The 13,547-nt window shown below is 70.3% G+C and carries 14 protein-coding genes; 7 read left to right on the forward strand and 7 right to left on the reverse strand.

Translation table 11 applies throughout. From position 1 onward, the window contains the following. Positions 1–64: 64 nt before the first annotated feature. The 3 genes from AFR_RS14865 to AFR_RS14875 are packed head-to-tail and all read left to right on the forward strand — an operon-like array spanning position 65 to position 3,192. Positions 65–1,360, forward strand: a complete 1,296-nt coding sequence (locus AFR_RS14865; RefSeq protein ID WP_023361296.1) for an extracellular solute-binding protein — start codon at positions 65–67, stop codon at positions 1,358–1,360. A gap of 6 nt (positions 1,361–1,366) precedes the next feature. Beyond that, positions 1,367–2,332, forward strand: coding sequence for a carbohydrate ABC transporter permease (locus AFR_RS14870; protein ID WP_041840876.1), 966 nt, complete (start codon positions 1,367–1,369; stop codon positions 2,330–2,332). Further along, positions 2,329–3,192 (forward strand): carbohydrate ABC transporter permease, encoded by an 864-nt coding sequence (locus AFR_RS14875; RefSeq protein WP_052359393.1) that lies wholly within the window; start codon positions 2,329–2,331, stop codon positions 3,190–3,192. Before AFR_RS14870 ends, AFR_RS14875 begins: the two co-directional genes overlap by 4 nt. 48 nt (positions 3,193–3,240) lie before the next feature. Here the strand turns inward: AFR_RS14875 and AFR_RS14880 are convergent, their stop codons facing one another. Genes AFR_RS14880 through AFR_RS14890 form a run of 3 tightly spaced genes read right to left on the reverse strand, consistent with a single transcriptional unit; the run spans position 3,241 to position 6,442 of the window. Beyond that, complete coding sequence (locus AFR_RS14880) at positions 3,241–5,391, reverse strand: MMPL family transporter (protein ID WP_023361299.1); 2,151 nt, start codon at positions 5,389–5,391, stop codon at positions 3,241–3,243. Positions 5,392–5,417: 26 nt separating this feature from the next. Next, on the reverse strand, positions 5,418–5,837 hold the full coding sequence (locus AFR_RS14885; protein ID WP_023361300.1) for a DoxX family protein: 420 nt from the start codon (positions 5,835–5,837) through the stop codon (positions 5,418–5,420). 47 nt (positions 5,838–5,884) lie between these two features. Continuing rightward, positions 5,885–6,442 carry a hypothetical protein gene (locus tag AFR_RS14890; RefSeq protein ID WP_023361301.1) on the reverse strand — a complete coding sequence of 186 codons (558 nt, stop codon included), beginning with the start codon at positions 6,440–6,442 and terminating at the stop codon, positions 5,885–5,887. 146 nt (positions 6,443–6,588) lie between these two features. Between AFR_RS14890 and AFR_RS14895 the strand changes: the two genes are divergently transcribed. The 3 genes from AFR_RS14895 (at position 6,589) to AFR_RS14905 (ending at position 9,575) form a co-directional block, all read left to right on the forward strand. Then, positions 6,589–7,785 (forward strand): sensor histidine kinase, encoded by a 1,197-nt coding sequence (locus AFR_RS14895; protein ID WP_023361302.1) that lies wholly within the window; start codon positions 6,589–6,591, stop codon positions 7,783–7,785. Beyond that, positions 7,782–8,465: a response regulator gene (locus tag AFR_RS14900; protein ID WP_023361303.1), complete on the forward strand. Its 684-nt coding sequence runs from the start codon at positions 7,782–7,784 to the stop codon at positions 8,463–8,465. The genes AFR_RS14895 and AFR_RS14900 overlap by 4 nt, the downstream gene beginning before the upstream one ends. Positions 8,466–8,558: 93 nt before the next feature. After that, complete coding sequence (locus AFR_RS14905; RefSeq protein ID WP_023361304.1) at positions 8,559–9,575, forward strand: PKD domain-containing protein; 1,017 nt, start codon at positions 8,559–8,561, stop codon at positions 9,573–9,575. Positions 9,576–9,619: 44 nt separating this feature from the next. On the opposite strand, the gene AFR_RS45070 is transcribed toward AFR_RS14905, so the two are convergent. Both AFR_RS45070 and AFR_RS14910 read right to left on the reverse strand, forming a co-directional pair. Then, positions 9,620–9,796, reverse strand: a complete 177-nt coding sequence (locus AFR_RS45070; protein ID WP_023361305.1) for a DUF1059 domain-containing protein — start codon at positions 9,794–9,796, stop codon at positions 9,620–9,622. Beyond that, the gene (locus tag AFR_RS14910) at positions 9,771–10,397 is read right to left on the reverse strand and encodes a TetR/AcrR family transcriptional regulator (RefSeq protein WP_023361306.1); all 627 of its coding nucleotides are present in this window, start codon (positions 10,395–10,397) and stop codon (positions 9,771–9,773) included. The genes AFR_RS45070 and AFR_RS14910 overlap by 26 nt, the downstream gene beginning before the upstream one ends. Positions 10,398–10,480: 83 nt before the next feature. On the opposite strand from AFR_RS14910, the gene AFR_RS14915 reads away from it, so the two are divergent. Further along, positions 10,481–11,353 (forward strand): oxidoreductase, encoded by an 873-nt coding sequence (locus tag AFR_RS14915; RefSeq protein ID WP_023361307.1) that lies wholly within the window; start codon positions 10,481–10,483, stop codon positions 11,351–11,353. Here the strand turns inward: AFR_RS14915 and AFR_RS14920 are convergent. Continuing rightward, positions 11,341–11,910: a hypothetical protein gene (locus AFR_RS14920; protein WP_148307966.1), complete on the reverse strand. Its 570-nt coding sequence runs from the start codon at positions 11,908–11,910 to the stop codon at positions 11,341–11,343. The two genes, AFR_RS14915 and AFR_RS14920, sit on opposite strands and share 13 nt — an antisense overlap. After that, positions 11,907–13,514 (reverse strand): serine/threonine-protein kinase, encoded by a 1,608-nt coding sequence (locus tag AFR_RS45075; RefSeq protein WP_084298039.1) that lies wholly within the window; start codon positions 13,512–13,514, stop codon positions 11,907–11,909. The genes AFR_RS14920 and AFR_RS45075 overlap by 4 nt, the downstream gene beginning before the upstream one ends. Positions 13,515–13,547: the final 33 nt, after the last annotated feature.

Raw genomic sequence — 13,547 nt, forward strand, 5'->3', positions numbered from 1 at the left:
GCGGCCCGGGCCACGGGCCGCCGGCCTCCGTGTGCCGGTGACGGCGCCGAAAGGGGAGTTGACCGTGACAGATCCGACGCGATTCAGCCGCAGACTGCTGCTCGGTCTGGCCGCCGCGGCCTCGGCCGGCACCGTCCTGGGCGGGTGCAGCGGTGACGGGGGAGGGTCCGGTTCTTCCAAGAAGATCCGGTGGTGGCACATCGCCAACACCGACCCGATGATGTCGAAGTGGGCCGAGATGGCCCGCCAGTTCGAGGCTACCCACCCCGGGGTCAAGTTCGAGATCACCCCGCTGGAGAACGAGGCCTTCAAGACCAAGCTGACCACCGTGATCCAGGCCGGTGACCCGCCGGACATCTTCCACACCTGGGGTGGCGGCGTCCTCGCTCAGCAGGCCGACGCGGGCATGGTCAAGGACCTCAGCGCGGACGTCGGCCAGTGGCGCGACACCCTCATCCCCACGGCCCTGGACGCGTACACGATCGGCGGGAAGACGTACGCGTCGGCGGTGGACACGGGCATGGTCGGGTTCTGGTACAACAAGCAGCTCTTCGAGCAGGCCGGGGTGACGGCGCCACCGGCGAGCTGGACGGACTATCTCGAGGCCGTCCGGCGGCTCAAGGCGGCCTCGGTCACCCCGATCGCGCTGGCCGGCAAGGAGAAATGGCCCGGCCACTACTACTGGGCCTACCTGGCCATGCGGGTCGCCGGTCTGGACGCCCTGCGGCAGGCCGCCGTGGACAAGAACTTCACTCAGCCCGACTTCGTCGCGGCGGGTGCCCGGCTGGCCGAACTTGTTGCCCTGCAACCGTTCCAGACCGGATTCCTGGCCGCCGGCTACTCCACGGCGGACGGGCAGGCCGCGACCATGGGCAACGGCAAGGCGGCGATGGAGCTCATGGGTCAATGGGCGCCGGTTGTCCAGCGCGACAACTCCGCCGGCAAGAAGGGCCTCGGCGACAAGCTCGGCTTCTTCGCGTTCCCGGCGGTCGACGGCGGCAAGGGGCAGATCACCGACGCGTTCGGTGGCGGTGGTGGCTTTGCCGTCGGCAAGGACGCGCCACCGGAAGCCGTGGAGTTCCTGAAGTTCATCGCCCAGCCGGACAACGCGCGCATCGAGGCGAAGACGGCCGGTGTGCTGCCCGTCGTCAAGGCGGCCGGGGATGCCGTCACCGACCCGGCCCTCAAGCTCGTGGCCGACACGCTGTCCCGCTCGACGGGTTTCCAGCTCTACCTCGACCAGGCCTACGCGCCGGCCGTGGGTCAGCAGGTCAACGACAGCGTGGCCGAGCTGCTGGCGGGCAAGTCGTCGCCGGATCAGGTGGTCCAGGCTGTCACCACCGCGGCCAAACAGGGCTGATCGGCGGTGCTCACCGAGGAACGACGACCGGCGCCGGCGCCACCACAACCGGCCGGGCCGCGTCGTCGCCGCCGGCGGCCCTGGCCCACCGTGGTGGCGTTCCTGAGCCCGGCCCTGGTGCTCTTCGCGCTGCTCGTGCTCACCCCGATCGTGATCGCCGCGTACAGCAGCTTCTTCGAGTGGAACGGCTTCGGCGTACCGACGACGTTTGTCGGCCTGGACAACTTCCACCGGTTGCTGACCGACGAGATCTTCGCCGGTGACCTGCGGCGGGCGCTGCTGCTGGTGGTGCTCTCGCTGGCCATCCAGCTGCCCGTCTCGCTCGCCCTCGCCATGCTGCTCAACCAGCCGCTGCGCGGACGGCGTGCGTACAGGATGCTGTTCTTCACGCCGTACGTGCTCTCGGAAGTTGTCACGGCGGTCCTGTTCACGATGATCTTCTCGCCGAACCAGGGGCTGGCCAATCACGTCACGCGGCTGATCGGCCTGGGTGATCTGGGCGCCACCTGGCTGGCCGACCCCGACACGGTCATGTACTCGCTGTTCCTGGTGATCTCGTGGAAGTACTTCGGTTTCCACACGATCCTCTATCTCGCCGGCCGTCAGGGCATCCCGCCGGAACTCCACGACGCCGCCGCCATCGACGGCGCCGGGCCGTGGCAGGCGTTCCGGCACATCACCCTGCCGCTGCTGGGACCCACCATCCGGATCAGCGTGTTCCTGTCGATCCTCGGCACGATCCAGCTCTTCGACATGATCTGGGTGCTCACCGGCGGCGGCCCGATCCGGTCCTCGGAAACCCTGGCCGTGACGATGTTCCAGGAGGGCTTCAAGCGGTTCCACGTCGGTTACGCCAGCGCCATCAGCATGGCGATCTTCCTGATCAGCCTCACCTTCGGGCTGCTCTACCAGCGCTTCGTCCTGCGCCGCGACCTTGAGGGCGCGATCACCACGATCGGAGACCGCCGATGAGCACAACCGTCGCGCCCGAGCGGCGCCCCCGAAATCCACGGCGTGTGCTGCGGACCGGTGCGCTGCACGCGGTGAGCATCACCGTGGGAGCGGCCGTCGTGGTGCCGATCGTGTTCGGGATCCTCGGCGGGTTCAAGGACAACGGCCAGCTGTTCGCCAACCCGTTCGGGCTGCCCGATCCGTGGGTGCCCGGCAACTACCTCGACGCGGTGAGCTCGACCGCCTTCTGGATGCAGGCGACCAACAGCGTCGTCGTTGCCATCGCCAGCACGGTGCTCGTGGTCCTCGTCGGGGCCATGGCCGCATACATCTTCGCCCGGTACGCCTTCCCGGGCCGCGAGGTGGTGTTCATGGTCTTCGCGATCGGGCTGATGTTCCCGTTCGCCGTCGCGATCCTGCCGCTGTTCGTGCTGCTGCGCGAGATGAACCTGCTGGACAACCCGCTCGGCGTCATCCTGCCGCAGGCGGCGTTCGGCCTGCCGATCACCATCGTCATCCTGCGCAGCTTCTTCCGCAGCATCCCGGCGGAGGTCGAGGAGTCCGCGGTGCTCGATGGCTGCGGCCCGTTCCGCTTCTTCTGGCGCATCCTGCTGCCGATGTCCCGGCCCGCCCTGGGAACGGTCTCGGTGCTCGCGGTGGTCGGCAGCTGGAACAACTTCCTGCTCCCGCTGATCGTCTTCAACGACTCCCGCTGGTGGACGCTGCCGCTCGGCGTCCAGCAGTTCCAGTCCCAGTATTCGGCGGACACCGCACGGATCCTCGCGTACGTCACGCTGGCCATGCTGCCGTCGCTGGTGTGTTACGCCTTCGCCGAACGCCAGCTCATCGGCGGCCTCACGAGCGGCATCGGCAAGGACTGACCCGCCGCGCCCCCGGTTCGACCAGGACGCGGCGGGTGGTGGGTGTGGTCAGCGGACGAGCTCGACCGCCGGTGCAGGCTCGGGGCCGGTGGGGGAGGGCACCTGCAGGCGGCTGCCCTCGACGTCGAGGTCGGGCAGGGCGCGGTCGAGCCAGCTGGGCAGCCACCACGCTCTGCGCCCCAGCAGAGCGAGGACGGCGGGCACGATGGTCATGCGTACCAGGAAGGCGTCGACCAGGACCGCGGTCGCCAGACCGAGGCCCGGCATCTTGATCTGGAGGTCCGGGGAGAGCATGAACCCGGAGAAGATGCTGATCATGATGACGGCCGCGGCGCTCACCACGCGGGCGCTGCCGGCGAAACCCTCGACGATCGCCGCGCGCGGGTCGGCGCCGGCGACGTACTCCTCGCGCATGCGGGTCACGAGGAAGACCTCGTAGTCCATGGCCAGGCCGAAGGCGATGCCGATGATGAAGATCGGCATCATGCTGACGATCGGCCCGGTGGCCGGGACACCGAGCAGTCCGTTGAGCCAGCCCCACTGGAACACCGCGACCATGACGCCGAAGGTCGCCCCGATGGTGAGCAGGAAACCGAGGGTGGCCTTGACGGGCACCAGCACCGAACGGAAGACCACCAGCAACAGCAGGAACGCCAGGCCGACGATCAGGGCGAGGTAGGGCAGCAGCGAATCGCTGATCTTCTGGGAGGCGTCGATGTTGACGGCGGTGATGCCGGTGACCGACACGTCACCGCCGGGCAGGGCAGACGTCGCTGTGCGGATGGCCTCGACGGTGCCGGTGGTGGCCGGATCGGTGGGCCCGGTCGCAGGGATCACCTGGAAGATCGACACCGTGCCGCTGTCCGAGGTGCGGGGCGGGCTCACTGCGGTGACACCGGGAACGGCAGCCACGGTCGTCCTGACCGTGCTGACGTCGGGACCCTGCACGACAACGGTGAGCTGACCGTTGTACCCGGGGCCGAAGCCGTCGGCGATCAGGTCGTACGCCTTGCGCGGTGAGGAGTCCGCAGCGGCCGTACCGTCGTCGGGGAGGCCGAGGCGCAGGTCGAGTGCGGGAATCGCGGCGATGCCCAGAACCGCGACGCCGGCGACCACGGCGATCAGCGGGCGCCGCAGGACGAGCGAGACCCAGCGGTGGCCGAGCGTCCGGGTGGCCGGTTTCCGCCACACCCGCTTGCTGATGATCCGGTGCCCGGCGAAGCCGAACAGGGCGGGCAGCAATGTGAGGGCGATCAGGACGGCGATCGCGACGACACCGGCCGACCCGAGACCCATCACGGTCAGGAACGGGACGTTGACGACCATCAGCCCGGCCAGGGCGATGATCACGGTGAGCCCGGCGAAGACCACGGCCGAACCGGCGGTGGCGACGGCCCGGCCGGCGGCCTCCTGCGGCTCGTGGCACCGGGCGAGCTCGGACCGGTAGCGGGAGGTGATGAACAGCGCGTAGTCGATGCCGACGGCGAGTCCGAGCATCAGGGCCAGGGTGCTGACGGCCGAGGGCATGTCCACCACGGCCGAGGCCAGTGCGATGGACGAGAAGCCGATGATGACGCCCAGGAGCGCGGTCAGCAGCGGCAGACCGGCGGCCACCAGCGAGCCGAACGTGAGCAGCAGGACCAGTGCGGCAACCGCCACACCGATGATCTCGGCGTTGCCCAGGGCCGGCTGACCATCGATCGCGTTGCCCCCGGCCTCGGCGGTCAGTCCGGCCGCCCGGGCACCGTCGAGTGCCGCGGTGAGGCCCTCCTGCGCCGCCGGGGTGAGGTCGTCGCCCCGGGCGGTGAAGGTGACCTCGATGATGCCGGTCCGGCCGTCGGCACTGGTGGAGCGTTCGTCGAGCTCGGTGACCCCGGCGACCTGGGGTGCCGTCCCGAGCCGGGTGACGAGGGCGGTGACGGCCGAGGCCGCGGCCGGATCGGCGAGAGTCCTCCCCTCGCCGGTGGCGACGACAACCTGGGCCGAGGCGCCTCCGGCGTCGGACTGCGGGAACTCCCGGTGCAGGGTGTCGATGGCCTGCTGGGCTTCGGTGCCCGGCACCTCGAGGCCGTTGGTGGGTGTGCCGGACCAGAGCATCGAACCGCCGAGCGTGAGGCCGAGGGCCAGCAGCCAGCCGACCAGGACGTAACGGCGCCTGCGGAACGCGAAGGTGCCCAGGCGGTACAGGTGGTGCGCCATGAGGATCGGTCTCCTGTCGCGGTCGATCAGCGGGTAGCGGGCAGCAGGTGGAGTCTGCGGAGCGTGTCGATCGACCGGTCGCGGCGGAGCCAGGCGATCGTCAGGGCCAGGAGCCCGAAAACGATCGGGATGACCGCGTCGCCGTCCTCGACGACAACGAGCTGGGTGATCGCCGCGCCCATCATTTGCACGGCGAGAGCGGCTGCAGCCAGACCGGCGAGCGGCAGCCAGAGCAGGGCGAGCCCGCCGAGGATCTCGGTCGTCGCAGTGAAATAGCGCAGCCACTGACCTGCGCCGATCTCCTCGTAGGACGCGACGACGTCCGCGCCGCCGCCGAGCTTGGAGATGCCGAAGTACAGGAACGCCAGGGCCAGCAGCCCCTGCAGAGACCAGGCGAGGACGGACCGGACGCGGGACGTGGGCCTGGATGTGGCGAGAGTGGACATGTGCTGCTCCTCGGAGTGCGGTAGGTGCGACGGGCCGCGGCGGCGGACTAACGATCGCCTGGTGGCAGCGGGTTCCGCGTCCTACAGCCATGGACAATGCGGGGTACCACGGCTGTCGTAGGCAGGCCCGCCTGGACGCACGCCTGCCGGACGACCGGGGTCAGCTCGCCCGTGGTCCACGGGGTCTCGCCGCCGCAGGACAGCACCCACAGCACCTCGCCGCGGCCGTCGGCCCGGCGCCGGGCCGTCAGCGCGCCGGCCGGACGCCCGGAGCGGCTCAACGGCACGCGCAGCAGCGTCGTGGCCGCGATGCGTTCGCGGGCCAGGTCGTGGAATCTTTGCCCGTCGCGGATCCGGAGAACCAGTACGGGTACGCGGCCCGGCACGGCGGGGACGAGGACGAGTTCGCCGCGAGCGGAGTCGCGGTCGACGCGTTCGATCTGGTCCCAGCCGAGCCGGTGCCACGGTTCCGGCTCGTGCGGCGCACCCTGGTGGTACACCGCGTACCGGGTGCCGACGACTTGTCGATCGCCGGCCGTGTCGTGCTCACTGATCAGCACCCGCTCGCCTCTCGGCAGCAGGGGGCGCTTGCGTCGATCGATCATGTCGTCACGATGGCCCGGTGGGGGTGCGGTCCGCGTCCTCCCGCTGTGGTCCCCGCCGGATACCACAGCGGTGGTATCCGGGGTTGCCCACGGGCTACCACGCGGGGACGACGTGGGCGGGGTCCGGCCCGCGTACGGTGACCGGCATGGCCCTGTCGAACACCCGGCTCCTGCGTGCCTGGGCTGCCGCTGCCCGCCACCCGCAGGTGGTGGACACGCTGCTGGGGGTGCTGGTCGGCGTGCTGTCCCTGCTGTCGGTGCTGAGCGGCCCCCGGAGCATCCCGGGCCGGAGCCTGACGGCGCTGGACGTGCTGATCGCGGCAGTGGCGGCGCTGCTGGTCGCGTTGCGGCGGTGGCGGCCCGTGGCGGTCCTGGTCGTCGTCACCGTCGCTGCGGCGTGGGCGCGGATCGACGGCGGCGAGGTCTACGTGCTGACGGCGGTGTCGGTTGTGAGCGCGTACACCGTTGCGTCGCGCCGGCGGCGGACGATCGCCTGGACCGCCGGTGCGGCGGCGGCGCTCGTCGTCTATCTCGCCGCGGTGCTCTTCGACGGACAGCTGTGGGACTCCTCCGAGAGCCTGGAGGACCTCGCCTGGATGGGGATGGCCGTCGCCATCGGTGATGCCGTCCGGACCCGGCGGGCCTACGTCGCGGCGGTCGAGGAGCGCGCCGTCCGTGCCGAGCAGAGCCGGGACGAGGAGGCCAGGCGCCGCGTCGCGGAGGAACGGCTGCGCATTGCCCGCGAGCTGCACGACATCGTGGCGCACCACATCGCCCTGATCAACGTGCAGGCCGAGGTCGCCTCCCACGTGCTGCGCGAGGAGCCCGACCAGGCCGAGCAGGCCCTGACCCACGTCCGCAAGTCGGTCCGGACCGTGCTCGAGGAGCTCTCCGCCGTGCTGACCGTGCTGCGCCAGGCCGACGATCCCGAGCCATCCACCGAACCGGTACCCGGCCTGGCGCGGCTCGGCGGGCTGCTCGACTCCGTGGCCGCCGCCGGTCTGCGTGTCGCGCACCAGCAGGAGGGTGAGGCGAGGCCACTGCCGTCGGCGGTCGATCTGGCCGCTTACAGGATCGTGCAGGAGTCTCTGACGAACGTGCGGAAGCACGGCCGTGACCCGAACGCCCAGGTCCGGCTGACCTACACCCCGGAAGGGCTCACGATCACCGTGGAGAACCGCGCGGGCACCGCGACCGGTGCGCACCCCGGGCACGGCCTGACGGGGATGCGCGAGCGGGCCGCGTCGGTGGGCGGCACACTGGACGCCGGTCCCGGTGCCGGAGGCCGATTTGCGGTGTGTGCCTTCCTTCCCGCGTCCGTCAGCCAGGAGGTTCTGCGATGACCGGTCCGATCCGCGTGGTGCTGGCCGACGACCAGACCCTGATCCGGGACGGGTTCCGGGTGCTCATCAACTCGGCACCCGATCTCGAGGTCGTCGGCGAGGCCGCGAACGGGCGGGAGGCGGTGGCGGTCGCCCGCAGCGCCCGCGCCGACGTGGTGCTGATGGACATCCGGATGCCCGAGCTCGACGGCATCGAGGCGACCCGGCTGATCACCGAGGACGAGGACCTGGCCGGTGTCCGGGTGCTGATCCTGACCACCTTCGAACTCGACGAGAACGTCCTGCTCGCGTTGCGTGCGGGCGCCAGCGGTTTCCTCAGCAAGAGTGTCAACCGGGCCGATCTGCTGGACGCCGTCCGGGTCGTCGCGGGCGGGGAGGCGTTGCTGTCCCCGAAGGCCACTCAAAGCCTGATCACCCGCTTCCTCGACATGCCCGAGCCGTCGCCGCTGCCCACCCCGGACGCGCTCGACGTCCTGACCAGCCGAGAGCGCGAGACGCTGGCCCTGGTCGCGGCCGGGCTGTCGAACGACGCCATCGCCGAACGGCTCTACGTGTCACCGCTGACGGCCAAGACGCACGTCAACCGGGCCATGACCAAACTGGGTGTCCGGGATCGCGCGCAACTGGTCGTCATCGCGTACCAGACCGGTCTGGTGCGGCCCGACCGTCGCGAAGTTTAGGACTCCGTTAACCGTCCCTTATCGTTGCCGCCGCGAGACTTCGGACCTCATCCATCTCCGGAACACGGGAGGTCCGTAGTGGACAGAAGAAGTGTGGCGCGATTCGGTACAGCCGTCACGGGGGTGATCGTGCTGCTGCTGGGGATGCAGACCGCCGCCCTGGCCGTACCGTCCAACGACAACTTTGCCGCGGCGGTCCAGGTCGGGACCCTGCCGTTCTCGGACACCCGCAACTACACGGGTGCCACCCGGGAGGACCGTGAGCCACAATCGTGTGTGTTCTCGTCGGCCACGGCCTGGTACTCCTACACGCCTGCCACCACCGGCTCCATCTCGGCGCGGACCATCACCGGTGACGCCGAGATCGCCGCCTACGTCGGTTCGTCGCTCTCCGGTCTGGTGCTGGCGGGCTGCCGGCCGGAGTACAAGGCACTGACGTTCGTCGCGCAGGCCGGCCGGACCTACTACTTCCAGGTCGCGGCGATCGGTGAGGCCACGTTCGAGCTCGCCGTGCCGCCGCCGCCCTTGGTGGACATCTACCCGCCGTTCGCACCGAATTCGGTCGAGCCTGTCAGTTTCAGCAGCATCGCTTCGGACCCGGGAGACACCGGACTGTCCTACGCCTGGGACTTCGACGACGGATCGACCTCCACGGAGGCCAATCCGGTGCATCAGTTCACCGTCGACGGCGATTACCAGGTACGGCTGACGGTGACCACCACCGACGGCCGTACGGCGTCCACCACCCGCCTGGTCGAGGTCCGCACCCACGACGTGGCGATCGTGCGGGTCACCGCACCCGGGCGAGCGCGGGTGGGGCAGACCATCACGGTCGGCGCCGAGGTCCGCAACACCCGCTACGACGAAACCGTACGGGTGGTCGTCGAGCGGAGCATTCCCGGTGGTTTCGCCTACGTCGACGCGATCACCCAGCCGGTTCCTGTCCAGCGGGGCAACCGGACCACGCGGTTCTCGTTCAGCTACACCGTCACCGGTGAGGACCGGGCCGCCGGCACGCTCACCTTCCGGGCCACAGCCGATCCGGACCCGAACCGCGACGCGAACCTGGCGGACAATCAGCGGGTTTCCGCCGCGGTGACGATCAGATGATTCAGCGGTGCCCCGGGCTCAGCGGTCCGGGGCGCCGTGCCCGTTCACGACTTGGTGATGTGGGTCTTGACCACCTCGACCAGTTCGGGTGTCCACTCCATCGGCTGGTGGACGACCTTGGTGTGCAGTTCGACGTGCTGCAGCAGTTCGTCCTCGTCAGGGGTGCTGAACTGGGCGGGGCAGTCGTTGTTGAAGTCAGCGCAACGGATCGAGTAAGCCATGACCATCGGGTACCCCGGGACCGGCGGTCGAATCGCCCGGGGTCACCGCCGCGCTGACGAACTGCTCGAGTGACTCGTCGATCAGGCCGGCCAAGGTGCGGCGGTTGGCGGGCTGGTTCCAGCGGTTGCGCGCGACAAAAAACGCTGCGACCGCCGCCCACCCGGCGATGACCGCCGTCTGATCGGCTGTTCCGCGCTCACGGAGGGCGGCCGCGATGGTGCCGGCCAGGTCGGCGCGCTTGGCCAGCTCGCGTTCTTGCAGCTCGGGGCTGGCAGCAATGACCGGGCCGAGCTTGACGGCGCCTTCGCGGTACTGCTCGGTCGAGCGGGCCAGCAGCTTCAGGCCGGCGGCGGCTGCGTGCAGCGGGCCGACGGAATCGGGCTGGGCCCGGATCTCGGTCGCGATGAGCGCGTCTGCTTCGCCCTGACCGGCAAAAACAACCTCGCGCTTGTCGGCGAAGTGGTGGAAGAACGTGCGCCGGTTCAGGCCGGCGCGTTCGGCGATCTGGGCGACGGTCGTCTTCTCGAAACCCTGCTCGATGAAGAGCGAGAGGGCCGCGTCACGCAGCCGTCCGTACGCGTCGGGTTCCCATCTGGCCACGCCTCAGACTACCGCGATTGCACTCAGTGGCATCACCGACGTACAGTGATGCCACTGAGTGCAATCAAGCGGAGGAAGACACCATGACCGGGTTCACCATTGCCGACCTGCCCGACCTCACCGGCCGGACCGCCATCGTGACCGGATCGAACACCGGCGTCGGCCTGTCGACAGCCCGCGCGCTGGCCGGAGCCGGGGCGCGTGTGGTTCTGGCCGTCCGCACCACCGAGAAGGGGCGGGCGGCTGCGCGGACGATCCGCGGTGACACCGAGGTGCGCCGGCTCGATCTGGCGAGCCTCGAATCCGTCCGCGCCTTCGCGGCCGGCTGGCAGGGCCCGATCGATCTGCTGATCAACAACGCCGGGGTGTCGGTGCCCGAGCTGCGGCGTACCGGGGACGGCTTCGAGATGCAGTTCGGCACCAACCACCTCGGCCCGTTCGCGCTGACCAACCTGCTGCTGCCGCACGTCGACGGGCGGGTCGTGACCGTCTCCTCGCAGGCCGAACGGGTCGGCCGCATCGACTTCGACGACCCCAACGACGAGCGGACCCGCTACGGGCAGTCGCGGGCCTACAACCGGTCCAAGCTGGCCAACCTGCTCTTCACCGCCGAACTCCAGCGCCGCCTCGACGCCGCCGGTTCGAAGGTCCTCGCGCAGGCGGCCCACCCCGGCTTCGTCGCCAGCCAGATGTACGCCGAGAGCGGCCTCGCGGGCAGACTCATGGTCCGGCTGCTGGCCCAGAGCCCCGACGAGGGCGCCCTTCCCGTCCTGTACGCGGCGGTCGCCGACGTCCCGGGCAACAGCTTCGCCGGGCCGAGCCACTTCGCGCACATGCGTGGTGCACCCGAGCTGATCAACCGCTCCGCGCAGGCCCGGGATCCCGAGCTGGCCGCGCGGTTGTGGTCACTGTCCGAGCGGCTGACGGGCGTACCGTTCCCGTCTCAGGGTGTGTAGACGATGGCCATCCGCGTGATGACGCCGTCCTCGGTGGCCACCGCGATCATGGAATTCTTGTTGAGCTCGACCCACCCGCCGAACTCCTTGGCGGTCATGGGGCAGGTGCCGCCCTTCTCGGGGGCGTCGATGCAGACGTCGCCCTGGGCGTCCTCCCAGGTGAAGAACTTCGCCTGCGCGTCGATCGGCACGGTGACCTTCGTGTTGCTCTCCTCCGTGACGTAGGCGTGGTTGACACACCGGGCGTCCGTGCGCTTGATCTTGAAGGTCCGGCAGTACGCGTCGCCGGTCATGAAGATGATGGGCTCCACCACGGCCGACGCGTTCTTGCTGTCGTAGGCGTGCAGGATCACCACCGAGGTGGTGCTGCCCTGCGTCAGGTCGGCGAACCGCGGTTGCGGCGCCGCCCGCGAGCTCGTGGCCCCCGCACTCGGAGTCGAAGCCGACGGGGAAGCCGAAGTCGCCGAGGAAGCCGGGGTGGGGGAGGCGTCCGGGGTGGCGGTGCCGCACCCACCGGCCAGCAGCGCCAGCGTCAGGACCACAATGCTGCGTCTCATAGCTCCATGATTTTCGCCTGGGTGAACGCGGCTCGGGCGTCGCCGCTGATGATGTCGTCGATGACGCCGAACGTCACCCGGCCGGCCTTCAGTGACGCCTCCCCGAGCGGGGTGGCCAGCACTTCCGTACCGTCCACCGCGACGGTTGCCTTCTCGTCGCGGACGACGACCTCGACCCGGCGCGCACGTCCCAGCCCGGTGCCGGTCACCGCGGCCCGGACCTCGCCGGTGACGCCGTCCGCGGCGTCGACACCCAGCCTGACCTCGGACTCGCAGAGCGACACCAGATAGGCGTCCGCGCCGGTCGCCCGCAGCCAGATCACCGCGCACGACCCGGGGGTGAGGACCGTCGCGTCGACGCTGACCGCCTGGTCCTTCGCGAACGAGTCCGCCGGACCCTGGCAGCGGTACACCGGTGACATCCCCGTCCGGGCCTCGAGCCGCCCGTCGGTGAAGAGGCACCGTCCGTCGGCGTCGGTGCGGGTGTCCTTCCACTGGCCCGGCCGGTCCAGCCGGTCGAAGATCTCGGTCCCGCCTGCGGCCCGGCTCAGCGACGGCCGTGCCGAAGCCGGCGCCGCGTCGCCGATCACGTCGTCGGTGGCCGCACCCAGCCCGGGCAGGGCCTGAGCGGCAAGAAGACCGGCCCCGGCCAGCACCAGCGCACCCACGCCGGCCACGACCGCCGCGCGGATCCTCCGCTTCGACCCTTTCCCGGTACGCCCGGGAGCGCGCTGCGCAGCCACCGCCGTCCGCAGCAGTTCCGGACGCAGCAGTTCGGTCGTGTCCGCGGCGTCGAGGTCCAGCAGCAGGTTGAGCAGTTGAGGCGCGGTGGGCCGCTCGGCCGGGTCCTTCGCCAGGGCGCGGGTGACCACCGAGCGCAGCGGCTCCGGCAACCCGCTCAGCTCCGGTGGCTGGGTCAGGATCCGGGCCGCTGTCGCCGCGGGGGAGTCCGCCTGGAAGGGCGTGCGCCCCGTCGCCGCGTAGGTGACGACGGCACCCCAGGCGAACACGTCGGCTGCCGGGCCGACCGCGCCGCCGTCGGTGTCGAAGCGCTCCGGCGCCATGTAGGCGACCGTGCCGACCATCTGATCGGTACGGGTGTGCTGGCTGGTCGCCTCGAACGCGCGGGCGATGCCGAAGTCGATGACCTTGGGCATGCCCCGCGCGAGCAGGACGTTGCCCGGCTTGAGGTCACGGTGGATCACCCCGGCGCCGTGGATCGCGCTCAGCGCCGTGGCCACCCCGACCGCGACGCTGTGCAAACTCCCGCCGCTCAGTGGACCCTGCCCGGCGATGACCTGCGCCAGGCTCGGCCCGTCCACGTACTCGACGACCAGGTACGGCGTCGAGTGGTCGGGGTCGGCGTCGAGCACTTCGGCCGTACAGAAGGGTGGGACCTGGCGGGCGCGGTTGACCTCGCTGCGGAACCGGCCCCGGAACTCGGTGTCGTACGCGAACTCGGGCCGGATCATCTTGACGGCGACCAGCCGCCCCTCGGCGCCCCGCCCCAGGTAGACGGCACCCATGCCACCCTGACCGAGCCGGCCGAGCAGCCGGTAGCCGCCCAATTCGGCCGGATCCCCCGGAAGGAGTGGATCTGTCACGCGCAGGACGATACATCGAAGGCCCTGAACGCC

The sequence above is a fragment of the Amorphoplanes friuliensis DSM 7358 genome (assembly GCF_000494755.1).
Classification (GTDB): domain Bacteria; phylum Actinomycetota; class Actinomycetes; order Mycobacteriales; family Micromonosporaceae; genus Actinoplanes; species Actinoplanes friuliensis.